This is a genomic window from Variovorax sp. EBFNA2 (assembly GCF_033802765.1).
Classification (GTDB): Bacteria; Pseudomonadota; Gammaproteobacteria; order Burkholderiales; family Burkholderiaceae_C; genus Variovorax; species Variovorax paradoxus_H.
This window is the reverse complement of sequence record NZ_CP138496.1, coordinates 3,801,071-3,817,822: the sequence shown is the minus strand read 5'-3', so window position 1 is coordinate 3,817,822 and position 16,752 is coordinate 3,801,071. Positions and strand designations below refer to the sequence as shown.

Annotated in this window: 17 protein-coding genes; 1 reads left to right on the top strand and 16 read right to left on the bottom strand. The window is 65.7% G+C overall.

Annotated features, from left to right (window positions below; genetic code table 11):
- Window positions 1–63 precede the first annotated feature (63 nt).
- Window positions 64–876, top strand: a complete 813-nt coding sequence (locus RZE79_RS18075; protein ID WP_319355722.1) for a helix-turn-helix transcriptional regulator — start codon at window positions 64–66, stop codon at window positions 874–876.
- Here the strand turns inward: RZE79_RS18075 and RZE79_RS18070 are convergent.
- From RZE79_RS18070 to RZE79_RS17995, 16 genes are all read right to left on the bottom strand, one after another.
- The gene (locus RZE79_RS18070) at window positions 873–1,478 is read right to left on the bottom strand and encodes an acyloxyacyl hydrolase (protein ID WP_319355721.1); all 606 of its coding nucleotides are present in this window, start codon (window positions 1,476–1,478) and stop codon (window positions 873–875) included. The two genes, RZE79_RS18075 and RZE79_RS18070, sit on opposite strands and share 4 nt — an antisense overlap.
- A 66-nt stretch (window positions 1,479–1,544) precedes the next feature.
- Window positions 1,545–2,249: a hypothetical protein gene (locus tag RZE79_RS18065; RefSeq protein WP_319355720.1), complete on the bottom strand. Its 705-nt coding sequence runs from the start codon at window positions 2,247–2,249 to the stop codon at window positions 1,545–1,547.
- A 99-nt stretch (window positions 2,250–2,348) separates the two neighbouring features.
- A complete protein-coding gene (locus tag RZE79_RS18060; RefSeq protein ID WP_319355719.1) occupies window positions 2,349–3,584 on the bottom strand; it encodes a hypothetical protein in 1,236 nt (411 codons plus the stop codon).
- A 133-nt stretch (window positions 3,585–3,717) separates the two neighbouring features.
- Window positions 3,718–4,848 (bottom strand): iron-containing alcohol dehydrogenase, encoded by a 1,131-nt coding sequence (locus tag RZE79_RS18055; protein WP_319355718.1) that lies wholly within the window; start codon window positions 4,846–4,848, stop codon window positions 3,718–3,720.
- Between the two features lie 123 nt (window positions 4,849–4,971).
- Window positions 4,972–5,895: a LysR substrate-binding domain-containing protein gene (locus tag RZE79_RS18050; RefSeq protein ID WP_319355717.1), complete on the bottom strand. Its 924-nt coding sequence runs from the start codon at window positions 5,893–5,895 to the stop codon at window positions 4,972–4,974.
- Between the two features lie 101 nt (window positions 5,896–5,996).
- Complete coding sequence (gene wrbA / locus RZE79_RS18045) at window positions 5,997–6,626, bottom strand: NAD(P)H:quinone oxidoreductase (protein WP_319355716.1); 630 nt, start codon at window positions 6,624–6,626, stop codon at window positions 5,997–5,999.
- A gap of 48 nt (window positions 6,627–6,674) precedes the next feature.
- Complete coding sequence (locus RZE79_RS18040; protein ID WP_319355715.1) at window positions 6,675–7,625, bottom strand: ring-cleaving dioxygenase; 951 nt, start codon at window positions 7,623–7,625, stop codon at window positions 6,675–6,677.
- A gap of 31 nt (window positions 7,626–7,656) precedes the next feature.
- Complete coding sequence (locus RZE79_RS18035; protein ID WP_319361214.1) at window positions 7,657–8,337, bottom strand: nitroreductase; 681 nt, start codon at window positions 8,335–8,337, stop codon at window positions 7,657–7,659.
- A 168-nt stretch (window positions 8,338–8,505) separates the two neighbouring features.
- Entirely contained in the window at window positions 8,506–9,408 is a 903-nt protein-coding gene (locus tag RZE79_RS18030) for a tryptophan 2,3-dioxygenase family protein (RefSeq protein WP_319355714.1), read from the bottom strand.
- A complete protein-coding gene (locus RZE79_RS18025) occupies window positions 9,405–10,808 on the bottom strand; it encodes an amidase (RefSeq protein ID WP_319355713.1) in 1,404 nt (467 codons plus the stop codon). Before RZE79_RS18025 ends, RZE79_RS18030 begins: the two co-directional genes overlap by 4 nt.
- Before the next feature lie 111 nt (window positions 10,809–10,919).
- Window positions 10,920–11,969 (bottom strand): glutathione S-transferase family protein, encoded by a 1,050-nt coding sequence (locus RZE79_RS18020; RefSeq protein ID WP_319355711.1) that lies wholly within the window; start codon window positions 11,967–11,969, stop codon window positions 10,920–10,922.
- Window positions 11,970–12,143: 174 nt separating this feature from the next.
- A complete protein-coding gene (locus RZE79_RS18015; protein ID WP_319355710.1) occupies window positions 12,144–12,767 on the bottom strand; it encodes a glutathione S-transferase family protein in 624 nt (207 codons plus the stop codon).
- 89 nt (window positions 12,768–12,856) lie between these two features.
- Entirely contained in the window at window positions 12,857–13,558 is a 702-nt protein-coding gene (locus RZE79_RS18010; RefSeq protein ID WP_192195771.1) for a dienelactone hydrolase family protein, read from the bottom strand.
- A 10-nt stretch (window positions 13,559–13,568) separates the two neighbouring features.
- On the bottom strand, window positions 13,569–14,444 hold the full coding sequence (locus RZE79_RS18005; RefSeq protein ID WP_192195772.1) for a hypothetical protein: 876 nt from the start codon (window positions 14,442–14,444) through the stop codon (window positions 13,569–13,571).
- Window positions 14,445–14,480: 36 nt separating this feature from the next.
- Window positions 14,481–15,449 (bottom strand): alpha/beta hydrolase, encoded by a 969-nt coding sequence (locus tag RZE79_RS18000; protein ID WP_319355707.1) that lies wholly within the window; start codon window positions 15,447–15,449, stop codon window positions 14,481–14,483.
- A 119-nt stretch (window positions 15,450–15,568) separates the two neighbouring features.
- On the bottom strand, window positions 15,569–16,612 hold the full coding sequence (locus RZE79_RS17995; protein ID WP_319355706.1) for a LysR family transcriptional regulator: 1,044 nt from the start codon (window positions 16,610–16,612) through the stop codon (window positions 15,569–15,571).
- Window positions 16,613–16,752 lie beyond the last annotated feature (140 nt).

Below are 16,752 nucleotides of genomic sequence, written 5' to 3'. Positions count from 1 at the left end.
CGGGATGCCACGGTCGAATCTAGTGACGATGCGCCAATTCGAATGCCTGTGGTCCGACTGAATATGCGCAAATCCGGTCAACATGACTCAGGGGATGCGCATGCGCAAGGCCCCTGGTCCTTCGAGTTCGACAAGATGCAGGCCCGCGTGGCCGCCGTGCGCATTCACGCCCATGCACTGGCCGAAGAGCTGCCGACGCACCAGCATCGGCAGGGACAGTTGGCGATGGTGCTGCGCGGCACCGTGACCTGCGAGGTGCCGGGCGCGCTGTGGATGGCGCCGCTGCACGGTGGCTTCTGGATTCCCGGCGGCGTGCCCCACAGCCTGCGTGTGTCGCCGGGCGGGAATGTCTGTTTTCTGTTCGTTGAAGACGCTGCCGCGGTCATGCCGCCGACCTGCTGCGCGCTGGGCATCAGCCCCTTGCTTCGCGAACTCATTCTTCGCCTGGTCGTCATGGCCGGGGACCCACAGTGCGAACCGCGGGCGCAGCGGCTGCATGCCGTGCTGCTGGACGAGCTGGTGCGCATGCCGACCGAGGCCCTGTACCTGCCGGTGTCGGAGGAGCCGCGCCTGCGTCGGCTCCTCGATGCGTTGATGCGCGACCCGTCGGACCGGACCACCGCAGCGCAGTGGGCGTCGCGCCTGGCCATGAGCGAGCGGACGCTGACCCGCCTGGTGCAGCTCGAAACGGGCATGTCCTTCGGCCGCTGGAGCCAACGCCTGCGTCTGATCGTGGCTCTCCAATGGCTGACCTCAGGCCTTTCGGTGCAGCAGGTGGCCAATGACCTGGGCTACGACTCGGTGAGTGCCTTCATCGCCATGTTCAGGAAGGCCATGGGCCAGCCACCGGCGCGCTATCTCGCGCAGCGCCGCTAGAACCTGCGTGCGTAGCGCAGCTGCAGGAAGTTCTCACCGGGGTTGGGGTGCTTGATGCCTGCGTTCGAGAAATGCTCCAGGCGCAGCGCGATCTCGTGTTCGCGCTGCGCGCCGAAGCTGCGGCCGACCGCCAGGTGCGTGCTGAAGTTGAAGCTGGTCGAGAAGCTCTTTTGCCGGGTCCTGTAGCGCGACGAGGTGGCGGTCAACCCGACGCCGGTTTCGAAGAACCACGGCGAGGAGCCTTCGTCAGGGCGGTAACGCAGCACGGGAACCAGCGCGAGCTGCGACAGGTGCGACAGCCCGGCGCGGTCTGCCGCCTGGATCCGCCAGTACGCGTAAGAGGTCTCCAGATAGCTGCTCAGCTCGCCCGGCCCCAGTTGCCATCGATAGGGCAGGTCCCAGGTCAGCCCCGCGGTCAGCGTGCGGGTACCGTGCGCCGAGCCGAACTGAGAGAAGAGGGAAGAGGGGTGGTGCGCAGGCGTGTCAGCGCGCGCCGCCTGCGAAATGCAGGCGACGATGCCGAGAAGGACCATCGCCGCGCCATGTCGCTTGCGACGCAGTTGCGGTAGCCGGAGGCTGAAGTGGAAAGTAGGATCGGACATTTGATTTGCGGGTGCTTCGAGCAGCGCGGGGCTCGCGGTGTCGTCGAATGCATGAGGCTCGGCAGTTCAAGGGCGACGCGCGCTGGCCAATGACGAGGTCGAGCCCACGGTGAATGCAAGTGCGGCATCGGCGAGTGCAGCCGCCGGCGCATCTGCGGGCGTTTCGAAGCGTCCGCCAAGGCGATTGCCGGCCGGGTCTTCGAGGGTGCCGCGGGCGATCAATCGGTATTCGCCTGCGCGCCATGCGGTGTATGGCGTGAACGACCAAGTGCGCTCGCCGTTTTTCAGCAGGGCTTGGCCGCTTACGCGCCGGCCGTGTGGGTCTGCGATCGCGATGTAGTTGGCTTCCCGGCCATCGATGGCTTCGTCCAGCGTCACGACCAGTGCTTGTTTCGATGCGGCGCGCACGGACGACAGGCGCCATGCCGACACCACGGGACCGCTCGTGTCCGGGGGGCCAACGCGCCAGCGATGGATGGGATGGTCGTCAAGCGTCAAGGTCACGTCGTCTCCGTCGACCAAGATCGGCCCCAGGGAGTCACGCGCGTTCAAGCCGGTCTTGACGCGGCCTGGATGCATCAGCACGGTCAAGACTCGACCGCTGGGCGACCAGAGTTCCTGCTCGAGAAACGGTTGCGTGAGCGACTTTCCGTCGGGGCGCAGCAGTGCGAGCCTCGGCAGCACCGGGCCTTCGATCCGTGTCGCGAACTCGATGAACAGGCGCAGCAGGTTGGCCGGCACCTGGCCAGCGGACGGCTGAACGCGCACCATTTGCGTAACTGCGGGGGATGGCGCGGCTGGTCCGGCGTGCGACGCGCCCAGCGTCACGGCGAGCGCCACGGCACCGCATAGTCGGCGAAGACGCACGGCTTACTCCGATGCCTTGATCAGGTCCGGGAAGCCTTCGTCCTTTAGCAGGATGTCCTGCCGGGGTTTGATGTTCTGCAGCTGGAAGTTATCGCCCTTGAAGCTGTACTCTGCGAAGGCGTACTCCGAGACGTGGTCGGTCAGCCGAAAACTCAGTTCCTTGCCGATGGAAACGAGCTGCAGCGCGTCCTTCTCGAGCCGGCGACGCACGACGACGAACGATTTCTCGTCGAGATTGTCCAGCCGCAGCGTACCGGCCAGCGGGGCCTGCATGACTTCGACACCCGCGAGCTGGCCGAAAGGCACCTGCTTCTCGATGCCAGGACGCGAACCCGTCGCCTCCAGTTGCGACACGGGGATGACGTTAGACACACGGTCGAAGTTCGCCAGTAGCAGGAAGTCTTCGGTCTTGCCTTGCTCGGTGCGCGGATAGGCAATCATGTCAGCCGGCGTGTTGCCGTACCCGAGTTCGGCGACGGTCTTGCCGCGGATATGCGAGCCGTCCTTCAGGTCATCCAGTGGGATCGTCACCAGCGGCGTGCAGGTGTAGGCGGCCACCAGGTAGGGCTTGCCGCCCCAGCTCGCAAAGCTCATCGCGCGGATCGGCGCGCGCGTCTCGATCAGGTTGTGGCCCGCGTGGTAGATCTCCACCGAGGTGATCGACTGCTTCGCGTCGAAGGGGTACTTCACCCGGCGCAGCGTCGAGGCGAAGTCCTGGTTGGAGAGACCGGCAACGAAGAGTTCGCGTTCGCGCCACTTCATGTCGGTGACGGTGAAGCTGCGCTCAGGCGTTTCCTTCCAGAAGCTGTAGTCCGAGGTGGGCGCGTCGCGCAGCGCGACCGACGTAGAGGCCGCCGCCTTCAAGTCGACGCGGCGCGCCTTCTTGTCGCTGGTGACCATGATGAGTGCCGGCGTCTTCGCGGCGCCGTAGCTCACAGCCACGTACACCTGCGCGGTGCCAGGCCGCACGACCATGTCCTCGACGGTGACCTTGGCGCCGCCGACCTGGGCGGAGAGCAGGCTCTCCAGGTCAAGGATGTTGAACGCCGTGCCTGCCGGCTGCTGATGTGCCGCAGGTAGCGAGAGCGCGTGGACGCGCGCGGCTTTCCAGTCGGCGATGAACAGGATGTTGCCGGGGCCCGCGGCAAGGCGGGAGATGGACTTCACATCCGCCGCGACGGCGTTGAGGGAGGCACCGAGGCAGCAGGCGAGGGCGGTGACGATGGTGCGCAGACGCATGGGGGCTCCTTGAAGGGTGGGATGGACCCATCGATCCTAGGAACGGCCGGCCCTCGGCGGTAGGTATGCGAGAGGGAGCACGGCGTTGTCTGCAAGGCACCAATGCGTTCGCGGCCGGGCTCTCACCATGGACTTACCAGAGGCTCTCGAGCAGCGTGTCGAGCTTGACGCTCGCGTTGTTGCCCAGGTCGGCGACTTCGTTGGGGTAGTTCTTCTTCAGCAGTCGAGCGACCTCGGGGAGTTTGGCCCGGTCGAGATCGAAGGCGCCGATGCGATCGGGCAAGCCGAGCGACCGCACCACCTGCGAGATGCTGTCGGCCAAGTGAGCGGGGGCATCCACGTCGCGCGAAGCGCCGGCATTGCCCGCGATGAAGATGCCGAGCTTGTCGCCGTAGAAATCCGCGCAGGCGCGAATCACCGGTGCCAGCGTGATGCAGGACGTCGCGCTGTGAGGCAGGCCGAAGGTGCCACCCAGGATGTGGCCGATGCGATGGCTCAGCCCGTAGATGACCGAAGCCGGCGAGAAGTAGCACTGCCAGGCCGCCAGCTGCAGCTGCAGCAGGTCGTCAGGGGTCACCAGCCCCTTGTCCAGTGCCTCGCGCGTGTTCATGGCCTGCGGCCACTTCTGCAGCACCTTCAGGAACCGTTCCAGCCCGCTGGCCGCCATGATTGCGTGGGGGTGTTCCTTCGTCACCTTGCGCATGCCCTCCACCGCATGGTCCATGCCCTTGATGGCGGACGACAGCAGCAATGCGCGCGGCGTGTCGGACACGAGCACAGGATCGATCACGACCACCTTAGGCACCGTTTCGCGTACCGCGTAGCTGCGTTTGAATTTCTCTGGACCGTCTGTCTCGGTGATGCCGAAGTAGTGAGAGAACTCGGAGCCCGAGAGCGTTGTAGGCAGGGCCGCGATGGGCAGGTAGCGACCGGTCTTTTCCTGGTGAAGGTGCGAAACAGCCTTGGCCGCATCGAGCACCGAGCCGCCGCCCAGCGCTACGATCGATTCGGCACCGGCCTGCAGGCAGGCGTCGAGGCCGGCCTGCACCGCCACGTCGGGCACATGTGCCGGCAGTTCCATGAAGCTGCCCACGGACTGCTTCAGGTTGGGCCGCACGCACTCCTGGTAGAGCTTGGTCAACGGTTCGACGGTGAACGTCATCGGCCGATGGATGCCGTGCTCGCCGAGCCGTGCCACGGCGCCTTGCAGGATGTGCTGGCCCCAGAAAATGCCGTCTTGCGGCAAGCAATTCAAATGATTCATCTCGATCGGCCTTGTGGAAGTCAAGGCCGAAAAGATAGGCCCTTCACCTGCCGCTCACAAGCCGCTCTTTGCCAGACACAGCGTCCATGTTCGTGGACGACGCAGCCTTGCGCCGCGGGCGCGTCACTCGAAGCTGCGCGGGTGGTCGAAGGCGGTGACGACCGGCATTTCGACGGCGAGAAAATCGACCAGCGAACGCACCGCGGGAAGCAGCCCGGTGCGAAACGGAATCAGCGCCGAGATGCGCGCATCCGCCGCCGACCAGTCGGGCAGCAGCTGCTGCAAGGTTCCGTCCCTCAGCTCCGACCTGCAGATATAGCCCGGCAGCGCCGCGATGCCGAGGTTGGCGCACGCCGCCTCCTTCAGCGCGACCATGTTGTTGCTTTGAAAGCGCGGGTCGATGGGCATGACGAGTTCTTCGTTGTCCGGCCCTTTCAGTTGCCACTCCAGCGGCCCGTTGCGCGCCATCGCGACGCTGGCGTGCTGCGCAAGGTCCGCGGGGCTATCAGGCACACCGTGTTGCGCAAGGTAGGCCGGGCTTGCGAACAGGTACCAGGGCACATCGGCGAGCGCGCGCTGCACCAGCGTGGAGTTCTGCAGCGATGCCGTATGCCCGCGTATCGCAAGGTCGAAGCCTTCGCCCACGATGTCCACGTACCGGTCGGTCGCGATCTCGACGATGCGCACCTTCGGGTACCGGTTCAAGAAAACGGGAAGAATCTCGCGCAGTGCAAACTGCGCAATCTCAACGGCCGTGGTCAGCCGGATCACGCCGCTAGGTTCGGCCAGGCGCTGGCGCACCGCCTCTTCGGCCACGTCGGAGCTGTGCAGCATCGCGACCGCGTACTGGTAGAACTCCTTGCCGATGTCGGTCATGCCGAACTGGCGCGACGTGCGGTTGAGCAGGCGCACACCCAGGTAGCCCTCGAGTTCCTGGACGCGATGGCTCAGCGTCGACTTCGGCAGGCGAAGCGCCGACCCGGCGGCCGTGAAGCCTCCGCGGTCGACGACTTGGACGAAATAGAAGACATCCTTCAGATCCAGCATCGCAATCCTGGTGAGAGAGCAGGGAGGCTTTGCAGCATGAGCAGCAGCGCCAGCGCTGTCGTCGAGGATAGCGCTGCAACCCTCCGCTTGCTATCCCTGTCTCAGGCGGCTTCGGCCACCGGCTGCGCCACCCGCAGCGAGCGCGCCACCGAGGCGACTCGCCGGCCTTGATAGGTTGCAACGGCGAGGTCTTCGGCGCCGGGCATCACGGAGTCTCGGTTGGAGACGTGGGTCGCGCCATAGGGCGTGCCGGCCGCGAACATCGCCGGATCGGCGTAGCCGAGCGGCACGATGATCAGGCCCAGGTGCGCCATCGGGCCGTAGAGCGACAGCAGCGTCGCCTCGTTGCCGCCGTGTTTGGAAGAGGTCGAACCGAATACCGAGCCGGCCTTGCCGTTCAGCTTGCCCTGGAACCAGAGGCCGCCGAGCGAGTCGATGTAGGCCTTGAGCTCGGCGGCAATGGAGCCGAAGCGCGTCGGCGTGCCGAAGACAATCGCATCCGCCCAGTCCGCGTCGGCTTCGGTCGGGGCTTCGTACTTCGCGTTCATCTCGCTGGCCCGTTCGGACCACTCGGGCACCTGGCGCATGACCTCCGGTGCAACGAACTCCCGCGCGCGGCGAAGGCGCACTTCGGCGCCCTCGGCCATGGCGCCTTGCGCGACGGCCTTGGCCAGAAGCTCGGTGGAGCTGTTGCGGGAATAGAAAGCGATGAGAACCTTGGGTTTGGACATGGGTTGACCTGTGTGGGAATCTAAAAAATGAAAGGGTCTTGTGCGCCGTCAGACGGCAATGGGTTCCAGGCGCGCGAGCAGCTCGTCCTTGCGCTCGCGCAGCCATGGCGGCAGTTGGAACTCCGCACCGAAGTGGCCGGGTTCTTCGTCGATGGCAAAGCCGATGTCGGTGGTCGCGGCCTCGAACATCACGCCGCCGGGCATCTTGAAATACATCGAGCGGAAGTAGTTGCGGTTGACCGATTCGGAGGTGTCGATGTGCCCCATCGACATCAGCTTGTCCTTGATCTGCATCTGCTGCTCGACGTTGTCCACCGCAAAGGCCACGTGGTGGATCGTGCCCTCGCCGTAGATCGACGATCCTTGCAGGCGGTCGGGTTCGTGCACGAATTCGACGATGGTGCCCGGCTTGCCGTCCGCGGTTTCGAAGCGGTGGTGCGGCCCGGATTGGCCGGCGTAGTGGAAGTCCAGCGCCTCCTTCATGAAGATGATGGATTCATCGACCTCGCGCAGCGACAGCGTGATGCTGTGCACGCCGCGGATCGCGAACTGCGCGGGAATGTCGTCTGCGATGCACGGCGGACGCGTGTCGTTGTCGGAGGCCACGAGGTCGAACTCGATGCCGCAGGGGTGCTGGAAGCGCTGGCGCTGCTCGCCGAAGCGCTCGACGGTGGCCTTGTCGAAGGTCACGCCGCGGGCGGCGAAGCGTTCGCGCCAGAAGTCCAGCGAGCCCGCCGGCACCGAGTAGTTGATGACCTTGATCTGCCCCGAACCGCGGCGTCCCTTCACGCCTTTCTGCTTGAAAGGAAACGACGTGACCAGCGTGCCGGCGTCGCCCTGTGCATTGCCGTAGTAGAGGTGGTAGACCGGCTCGTCGCCGTCCAGCAGCACCGTTTTCTTGACCAGGCTCTGGCCCAGCAGCTTCACGTAGAAATCCACGTCCTCCTGCGCGCCGCTGACGCACGCGGTCAGGTGATGAAAGCCCTTGATGATCGACATGTGAGTGCCCTTGTGTGAGTGTGGTGGGTGGCTAGTGGGTGAACGAGGCGAATTGCTCGACCGGCGTTTTCTGCAGGGCCATACGGTTCTCTGGCATGCCGTTGTTGGCCCAGCCCAGCGACATGCCGGCAATCACCATCTCGTCCTGAGGAATGCCGAGTTCTGCGCGCAGCACATGGTGTTGCAACGACCAGATCTGTTGCGGGCAGGTGTCCAGGCCGCGGCCCCTGGCGGCCAGCATGACGTTCTGCAGGAAGCAGCCGTAGCAGAGAAAGCTCGCCCATTCGAGGCGGCGGTCCATCGTGAAGATGATCCCCACCGGTGCATCGAAGAAAAGGAACTGGCGCTCCACGTCGCGCAGGCGTCCGGTCTTGTCGCTGCGATGCACGCCTTGTGCGTCGCCGAGCTGGCCGCGGAACGTGTTGAAGCGGGCGGCGTATGGGTCGTGCAGCGGCTGGGGGAAGAAGGGGTATTCCGGGACCAGCGTGGCGTGGTTGGCACGGAACTCCGCCACGGCAGCCCGGGTGACGCGGTCGCGGGATTCCCCGGTCACGACGTAGCAGCGCCAGGGTTGCGTGTTGCTCGAGCTGGGCGCATGGCTCGCGGTCGACAGGATGTCTTTCACTGTCTCGATCGGCACGGGTCGATCGAGAAAGCCTCGCTTGCTGCGTCGATCCCGGATGAGGTTATCGATGAAAGGTGCCGTGTTCATTTCCAGAATCTCCATCAGTAGGTTGGCTGACATGGTTGTCTCTTGAGGTCTTGTTATTGCGTTCACGCGATCTCGTGAACGTTGGGGAAATCGTAGGGAGGCGGTCGGTGCCTGAGAAGCCGTTGCTTCTTGCACGCACGGTCCGAAAATCGCGAACGATCAGGGCGTTCATTTCCCCTGCCGCGCCATGTGCGGGCACACGGGCGGCGGGTCGCCGATGAAGGTGCGCGCCGACCAGAGTTCGGGAAACGGAATCTCGTCCATCGTGGGCGCGAGCCACGCTACGCCTTCGGTGCCGAAATACGCCGGCCGGGCACCGAAGGTTCGCCGGGTCGCCATCAGGTGGCGGAATTTCCAGTTGCAGAAGCCTTCGGCAATGTCGGCCAGGGTCTCGCCGAGCTGCTGCAGTTCGAGGTTCGCGTGCGGGTCGGCATAGACATCGCGCCAGACCTGCTCGACGTCGGGGCTGGGCTTGTAGGGCGTGCGCAGGTCGCGTGCGAGCACCTCGGCCGGTACTTTCAGCCCCCGGCGCCGGAGGAAGGCGAGCACGTCGTCGTACAGGCTGGGTTCGGCCAGCGTTTGGTTGAGCTGTTCCCTGCGATGAGGTTGCGGCTCGAAATGCTGCAGATGCTCGGCCTGCTTGATGCCCAGCAGATAGACCATCTGCCGGTAGGTCCACCCCTGCAGCGCCGTGTCCTTACCGTGCGTGGCGACCGCGCGCGACAAAATCGCGAGCAGGTCGTTCGGTGTCATCCAGTCGATCGAACGCCAGATGGCGTCCAGCGGTGCATGGTGCGCAACGACGCGCTGCAACGTGCGCCAGGCCTGCGGGAGATCGTCGGCCCGCAGGAACGCCTGCGCCGACTGGATCTCCTTGATGATGAGCATCCAGTAGAGCTCGGACACCTGCACATGCACGATCCATGCGTGCTCGCCCGGATGGTCGCTGACCGTGCGCTGCAGCGAGTGCAGCGTGTCGGTTTGCATCCACGCGCTGTAGGGTGTCTGGCCGGTCGCCGCAGCGGCGGACGCGGGGCGTTCGGTGGTCTGAGGGGTGGGGGTGTCTCTCACTGTGTGCTCCTGGTAGTGTGGGAATGCGTCGATGCGTCGGCGTGCAGCACGCGCTCGATCTGTTGTGCGATCTGCAACAGGGCGCCGTCGTGGCCGGGCTTCGCCACGATCTGCAGCCCTGCGGGAAGCAGGCCGTCGCGGGCGGCGAGGGGGATCGAAATGGCGGGGAACCCCGCGACGTTGAAAGGCGCCGTGTAGGTCATCAGCGCCTCGCGCACCGTGCCCGACCAGTCGCCGATGTCGATCGATGCCTGGCCCACCCGTGGTGCAGTGCAAGGGCAGGTCGGCAGCAAGAGACAGTCGACCGCCGACATGGCGCGGTACAGCCGGGCGGTGAAGTCGCGCCGTGTCTGCTGCGCGCGTGCGTAGTCGCCCAGCGTGAGGGTCTTGGCGCGTTCGAGCCGCTCGATGGTCTCGCACCCATAGTCGGCCGCGATGCGGTCAGCGTCGTTATGGCGGAAGTGCCCGACCCCGCCTTCGGTGAGGACGATGTGGGCAAAGGCCTCGAAGACGCCATCGAACAGCCCGGGCGCATCGAGCGTCGCGCACGCGAAGAGGGGACCGAGGCGGGCGACGGCGGTGTCGAACGCGGCCGCGACGTTGGCATCCAGCGGCACGGGCGCAATTTCTCGCAACACCCCGAGGCGCACGGAGGCAGGCACGTCGTGTGGCGGCATGTCGATGTGGAATGCCTCCGCCAGCATCGCGACATCGTCCACTGTCGCGCCAAGAAAGCCGGGATGATCCAGCGTCGGAGCCAGCGGGAAGATGCCACGGGTGGGCAGCGCGCCGAAGGTCGGCTTGAAGCCGACGACGCCGCACAGCGCGGCCGGAATGCGCACCGATCCGCCTGTGTCTGTGCCGAGGCCGGCCGCCACGGCGCCACAGGCAATGGCCGCCGCCGCGCCGCCGCTGGATCCGCCGGGAATGCGCGTGCGGTCCAGCGGATTCAAGGTGTCGCCGAAGGTGGCGCTGGCCGTGGTCACGCCCCATGCGAACTCGTGCGTGGCCGTCTTGCCGACGGGAATGGCGCCGCGTTCGGTCAGCGCGCGCACGACGTCGGCGTCGGCGGTCGGCAGGTGTCCGAGCCAGGCGGCCGAGCCGTAGCCGGTTTCGATGCCCTGGGTGTCGATCAGGTCCTTGATGCCGATGGGCAATCCTTCCAGCGTCCGTGGCCGGCCTTGTGCATAGCGTGCGTCGCTTTCTGCCGCGCGGGCCAGCGCGCCGTCCCGGTCGATGGCGGCGAACGCGCGCAGCTCGCGCTTGCTGGCTTGTGCGGCGTCGAGCGCTTGTTCGATCAACGCCACGGCCGTGGTGCGCCGGGCGGCCAGGGCGTCCAGCGCGGGGCGCAGGCCGGGTGCACGAGGGGGCACGGGGTGGGGCGGGCGGTCGGCGTTCAAGGTTGTTCTCCGTGTTCGGGAAGGCGTGGGACGACCGCACCCGCCATCACGACGTGACGGGTGAGGGGAAGGAGCGTGGTGAGCGCAGCGGCTTCGCTGCGCCGCGAGGCGTCAGGCCGGGGCTTCGGCCCGGCAGTCCGCCATGGCATCCATGTAGCGGGCGTGCGGCATCGAGTCGATCGACGCCTGGATCGCTTCCCTGCACAAGGAAGGTCGCTTGGCCAGCGCATCGACATAGCGCGCGACACGGGGCAGCGCGTCCCACATCGACGCCAGACCGAGGTAGTTCAGGCGCACGAGGTTGACGCCCCAGAACGCGTCGGCCAGCGAAAAGGTGTGGCCGTTCAGGCACGCGAACGACCCTGCGGCCAGGTCGCGCTCCAGGTCGATCAGCAGTTGCTTCGTCTGCTCGCGCGCCGCGCGTTGGAACGCCGGGTCGTGGCACACCTTCTTGCCACCGCTTTCCTTCACGATCTTGGCGCGGTAAGCCGCCACCAGTTCGGGCTCGCCCGCGTTGTCGCCGATCAATCGCTCCAGCGCCATGACCTTGTAGTCATAGACTGTCTGCATCGACGCCTTGAGCGCGTCGGGCCGCAGGTCCGCATCCGGATGAAAACCGTAGAGCAGCGCGCCGTTCGCGATCCTGTCGACGATGCCGACCTGGCGCATCACCTCGGCACGGGCATCGGGCGCATCGGGAACGAGCTGGACGGGGGCGCGCGACACGCCGTCGAGGTAGATGCAGATGCGCTGCGAATCGGCAATCACGCGGCCGGTGTCGTGGTCGACGAGCAGCGGCACGACGCAGGGGTCGAAGCCTTCCGATTCGACCGAGGTCCGTCCGCTGTAGCCGCTGACGTAGGCACGGTTCAATTCACGCGCGGCGACCAGGCGCAGGCGGATGTAGGCGGGGTTGTAGTGTTCGGCCGCCACCAACCCGTCGCTTGCCATGGTGCTCAGGATCCGCATGTCGTTGGAGCGGTACGGCAGCGCCTTCTCGAGCAACACCGTGCGCACCTTCTGCGAGCACAGCGAGCTTGCCGCATGGAAGAGCTCGAAGCGCGGTTGCGAGCCAGCGCCCACGGTGGTGATGCGGGCGGGGTCCGCAACGGCGGCGCGCGCGGCGGCGGCCATTTCGATCAGCAAGGCACGACTCGTCATCACATTCCTCATCTGCCTGCGCGGCAGGCACACCAACCAACAATCAATGAGCAGCTTTTCGTTCGATCCGTCTGTGGATGAACGCAGGCAAATCGTAGGGAGGCGGCCGGTGATTGAGAAGGCGTCGGACCTTGTACGCACGGTCCCGGAATGTCGAACGATCGAGGGCGCGGTTCAGCTTTCGGATGCCTGGCCGGCTTCGGGAGTCAAGGGTACCCACCCGCGCTGGGCGCGCACGCGCACCAGCCAGTCCCGGATGCCGGCAAAGCGGGTCATGTCGTAGCCGCCCTGGTCGGCCAGTGACACATACGCGGAAAGTGCCAGGTCGGCGACGGTGTAGTGCGTGTCCACGAGCCATGTGCGGCCGCGCAGCCACTGGTCGAGTTTTTCGAGGCCTGCGTACCCGTCGACGCGCAGCCGTTCGATGTCCTGCTGCCTTTCCTGGGCAAGGCCGTGCAGGTGAAGCACGCGCGGGATGGCAATGGCTTTCTGGAGGTCGGCCTGTTCGAAGAAGAGCCAGCTCATGACCTCCGCCTGCAGGTACGGGTCGTCGGGAAGGTAGGGCGTTCCTCGGGCAAGATGCAGAAGGATCGCGCCCGATTCGACGATCGGGCGCCCGTCGTCGAGTACCAGGACCGGCACGCGTGAGAACCGGCTGATCTGGCCAAACGCGGGTTCGCGCGTCTCGCCCTTCTGCAGATCCAGTGTGACGCGTTCGTACGCCAGGCCCAGTTGGCTCAGCAGGATGCGGATCTTCCAGGAGTTGCCCGACAGACGGCTGTCGTAGAGACGCAGCATGGTTGACTCCATCAAGTGATGGCCCGCGAAAGGCCGTGCCGCGATTTTCGCTGGAGAAAGCCGTTGCTGCTACGGGTGCATCAGGCGTTTCAGTGCGGCTGCAGATGAAGGGCCAGGAAATCCGCGGTCCTGCGGTTGGCCAGGGCCGCCGCTTCCGCGTTGTAGGCCGTGCCGCGGTGCCGTGCAAACGCGTGGCCACATCCGGGATAGCTGTAGACCTGCACCTGCGACTGTCCGTTCAACGCAGATGCGATCTGCCGCTGCGCATCGGCGGGAATGTACTCGTCCTTCTGCGCGAGGTGAACGATCAGTGGGTTGGCGATCCGGTCCGCTTCGCGGACATGCTTGTCCGCGTTGCCGGGGTAGTACGCCACCGTTGCGTCGGGTCTCGCACGCGCGGCCGTGAGGAAGGCCAGCAGGCCGCCCAGGCAGTAACCGACCACGCCGATCTTGCCCGTGACCTCCGGCATCGCACGGGTGGCCTGTACGGTGGCGGCGATGTCGCTCACACCCGCATCGAGATCGAAGGCGTTGTACAGGACCTGGGCTTGCGCGAGCTCCGCTTGCGTGCGGTCGGAGAGGTCGAGGCCCGGCGCGATCCGCCAGAACAGGTCGGGGCAGACAGCCAGGTAACCTTGCGCCGCGAGTTCATCACAGGTCTGGCGCATGTCGGCGTTGACGCCAAAGACTTCGTGGATGACGACGATGGCCGGCGCGGGGAGTTTCTGCGGACGGGCGACGTACGCGTTGAAGCTGCCCCCCGTGGTGGCGATCCGAAAGGGCGCGTGCATGGTTTTCTCCTCAGGCGGGCTGGTCGGCGCTGAGCCAGAAGGCAACGTTGCGCACGTATTGCTTCGTCGAACGAAGCGCTTCGGAGAAGCGGATGATTCCATCGCCGGCCGGTTCCGCCACGAAGGAAGGACAACCGGCCGAAGGGTCCCAGTTGTAGTCGGCGAAATGGTGAAAGGTCGACTGCGCGATGGCCCGACCACCGTGCTCGGAGTGCTCGAACGCGACCGCGATGTTGAAGCGCCTGCCGGACAGCGAGCTCTGCCCTTCCATGACGACGCGGCAGCTCGAATCACCGGGCGGTACGCCGACCGTGCCTTCATGCGGATGCGCGGGAAGGTACTGGATCACGCCCGTGGCCGAGCGCCTGTCGCGCATCACCGGGTGAATGCTGCCGACCGACCGGATGCGCTGATAGTCGCCGTTTGCGCCCGAGTGGTAGTTGGGCCACGAGATGGCGCCCGAGAACGGGTTGTCGACGCACTGGCGGTTCGTATCGGGCTCGCAGTTGCGGCTGTGAAAGTGGTGTGCGGCGCCGACGCCACTGAGGTTGCAGATCGAACTGCCCAGGTCCATGTGGTCACGCGTGACCATGAGGCCACCGCCGCGACGGCGGAATCGGCTGATGCTCGCGCAGTCCTCCGGTGTCAGGCCGTCGCCGGTATCGACGGCAAAGAGCCAGAGCTGGTCGAAGTCCGATTCATCCAGCGTCGACAGCACGGGGTCGGGAGCAGTGCGCGACGAACGGTCGCGCGCAGTCACCTGGAAGGCGGGGCGACCGTTGTCGTCCTGAAGCTGCGAGAGAAACGAACCCAGGCGACTGAATCGCGAAATGTTCCAGTCGTCCGGGTCTCCTTCGATCGTGGTTTGCAGCAAAAGATTCAGCATGGTGCAGGTTCGAGGTCGGTCGGTCGTGGGCGTGGTTCAGCTCTTGAGGAAGGCAAGCAGGTCTGCATTGATCTTGTCTTGCATCGTGGCGGTGAGCCCGTGCGGAGCGCCGGGGTAGTAGATCGCCTTGGCGCCTTTGACGAGCTGAACGGACTTCTTTGCCGAGTCGTGGATGGGCACGATCTGGTCGTCCTCGCCGTGCATGATCAACGTGGGCACATCGATCTTTTTCAGGTCTTCGGTGAAGTCGGTTTCGGAGAAGGCCTTGATGCACTCGTAGGAGTTCTTCTGGCCGCATTGCATGCTCCAGAGCCAGAACTGGTCCAGGATGCCCTGCGACACCTTCGCGCCCGGGCGGTTGGCGCCGAAGAATGGGAGAGCGAACTCCTTGTAGAACTGCGAGCGATCGCCGGCGACCCCGGCGCGAAGGCCGTCGAACACCTCGATCGGCAGGCCTTCGGGGTTTGCCGCCGACTTCAACATGACAGGGGGAACAGCGCCGATGAGCACGGCCTTGGCCACGCGCTTGCTGCCGTGGCGTCCGATGTAGCGCGCCACCTCGCCGCCGCCCGTGGAATGGCCGACCATCGTGGCCCTCTTCAGGTCGAGTGCCTCGAAGAGAACCGCGAGGTCGTCGGCGTAGCCGTTCATGTCATTGCCCGACGAAGACTGGCTCGAGCGGCCGTGCCCGCGCCGGTCGTGCGCGATGACGCGGAAGCCGTTGCGCGCCAGGAAGAGCATCTGTCCGTCCCATGCATCGGCGTTGAGCGGCCATCCGTGAGAAAAGGTCACGACGGGACCTTCTCCCCAGTCCTTGTAGTAGATCTGCGTGCCATCGGGGGTGGTGATGGTGTTGCTCGTCCGCGAAGGGCTCGAAGGCTGGAGGGGCCGAGTGCGGGTTGCTGCGCCGGCTGCTTCTTGCATGCCGAAGGCGAGGGTGCCGGTGGCGACGGCAGCGCCGGTCGCGATCAGGTGTCGGCGCGAAGGATTCTGTGTGGTCTTCATGGTTTCCTGCGGTTGAAATTGAAACGTCGCACCACGGTGCGCGAGTGCTGGGAAAGAGGCCGTGGAACGATTGAAATGCTAGGTTCGCCGAGGGCGAGCGAGTAGGCCTGCGCAGGGACTCACGCTGTTGTCGCGTCGGCACCAATCCCGGCCTCGGTCTGCAGCTTCGGGCTGAGGTCGGTGAGGCAAGCCAGGTCGGCGGCCCGGATCTTCGAGGTCATGAAGTCGATGAACACGCGCATGCGCGAAGGCAGGTGCTGGCGGCTCAGATAGCAGATGTAGTGGCCGCTGTCGTCGGGCGCGTACTGGGTCAGGCACGCGACAAGCGCACCGGTCCTGAGCGCCTCGCAGGCCAGGTAGCCTGGCAGCTGGGCGATGCCGTGCCCGTCAAGCACGGCCTGCAGCACCAGGTCCGCATCGTTGTAGGTGAGCTTGGCCTGCGGAACGAGCTTGCGTGGCTGACCCCCGACCTTGAACTCCCACTCGAAGATCCGGCCGGATGAATAGCGGAAGTTGATGCACTCGTGCCCGGCCAGGGCTTCCACGCTGTCGGGCAGTCCGTGGGCTGCCTGGTAGGCGGGTGAGGCGCACAGCAGCAACTGCATGGGGATGATCTGCTTGGCGATGATCTGGGCGTCTTCCATGCGGCCGTTGCGAAACGCGATGTCCACGCGGTCGGAGGTGAAGTCGGTCGGCTTGTCGTTCAGCAACAGGTCGATGGTGACCTCCGGGTAGGTTGCGCGAAATTCGCCCAGCAGCGGCGCGACGACCCGGCGGCCGAACCCGACTGCGGCGTTGATGCGCAGGTGCCCGCGGGGCGGGCCTTGCCGCAGGTCCCGCATTTCTTCGACGGCCTGCACGATCCGGTCGACGCCGGTGTGGCAATTGGCGTAGAAGAGGTCGCCTTCGCGTGTGAGCGTGGTGCTTCGCGTGGTGCGCAGGAAGAGCCGCACGTTCAGCTGGTCTTCCAGCTTCTGAACGCTGCGGCTCACGGCGGAGCGGCCGATGCCCAGCCGATCGGCGGCCCGTGCGAAGCTGCCTTCCGTGACAACGGCAATGAAGGCAACCACCCCGGCATAGCTGGTGGCAAAGCTGGAGGCCAGCGGGTCCGCGCGTGGCGCGAGGGGGAGGGAAGAGGGCGAAGGAAGGGCAGAGGTTGTCATGAGTCGGCTTCTCGGTTCGAGGGATCGGGTGTCCAGATCCCCCCATGAAAGCGAAGCGGTCACTCTGCGCGCAAAGCCGTGACGGGGCCAGTTAAGCCCTGTCAATGTTTGTTATGCCCGGCCTTCAGGCCCTGTCCCCG

Coding starts and splice junctions, on each gene's coding strand:
- RZE79_RS18075 (WP_319355722.1), top strand. CDS start 64: ATGCGCAAATCCGGTCAACATGACTCAGGGGATGCGCATGCGCAAGGC.
- RZE79_RS18070 (WP_319355721.1), bottom strand. CDS start 1,478: ATGTCCGATCCTACTTTCCACTTCAGCCTCCGGCTACCGCAACTGCGT.
- RZE79_RS18065 (WP_319355720.1), bottom strand. CDS start 2,249: ATGGTGCGCGTTCAGCCGTCCGCTGGCCAGGTGCCGGCCAACCTGCTG.
- RZE79_RS18060 (WP_319355719.1), bottom strand. CDS start 3,584: ATGCGTCTGCGCACCATCGTCACCGCCCTCGCCTGCTGCCTCGGTGCC.
- RZE79_RS18055 (WP_319355718.1), bottom strand. CDS start 4,848: ATGAATCATTTGAATTGCTTGCCGCAAGACGGCATTTTCTGGGGCCAG.
- RZE79_RS18050 (WP_319355717.1), bottom strand. CDS start 5,895: ATGCTGGATCTGAAGGATGTCTTCTATTTCGTCCAAGTCGTCGACCGC.
- wrbA (WP_319355716.1), bottom strand. CDS start 6,626: ATGTCCAAACCCAAGGTTCTCATCGCTTTCTATTCCCGCAACAGCTCC.
- RZE79_RS18040 (WP_319355715.1), bottom strand. CDS start 7,625: ATGTCGATCATCAAGGGCTTTCATCACCTGACCGCGTGCGTCAGCGGC.
- RZE79_RS18035 (WP_319361214.1), bottom strand. CDS start 8,337: ATGAACACGGCACCTTTCATCGATAACCTCATCCGGGATCGACGCAGC.
- RZE79_RS18020 (WP_319355711.1), bottom strand. CDS start 11,969: ATGACGAGTCGTGCCTTGCTGATCGAAATGGCCGCCGCCGCGCGCGCC.
- RZE79_RS18015 (WP_319355710.1), bottom strand. CDS start 12,767: ATGCTGCGTCTCTACGACAGCCGTCTGTCGGGCAACTCCTGGAAGATC.
- RZE79_RS18010 (WP_192195771.1), bottom strand. CDS start 13,558: ATGCACGCGCCCTTTCGGATCGCCACCACGGGGGGCAGCTTCAACGCG.
- RZE79_RS18005 (WP_192195772.1), bottom strand. CDS start 14,444: ATGCTGAATCTTTTGCTGCAAACCACGATCGAAGGAGACCCGGACGAC.
- RZE79_RS18000 (WP_319355707.1), bottom strand. CDS start 15,449: ATGAAGACCACACAGAATCCTTCGCGCCGACACCTGATCGCGACCGGC.
- RZE79_RS17995 (WP_319355706.1), bottom strand. CDS start 16,612: ATGACAACCTCTGCCCTTCCTTCGCCCTCTTCCCTCCCCCTCGCGCCA.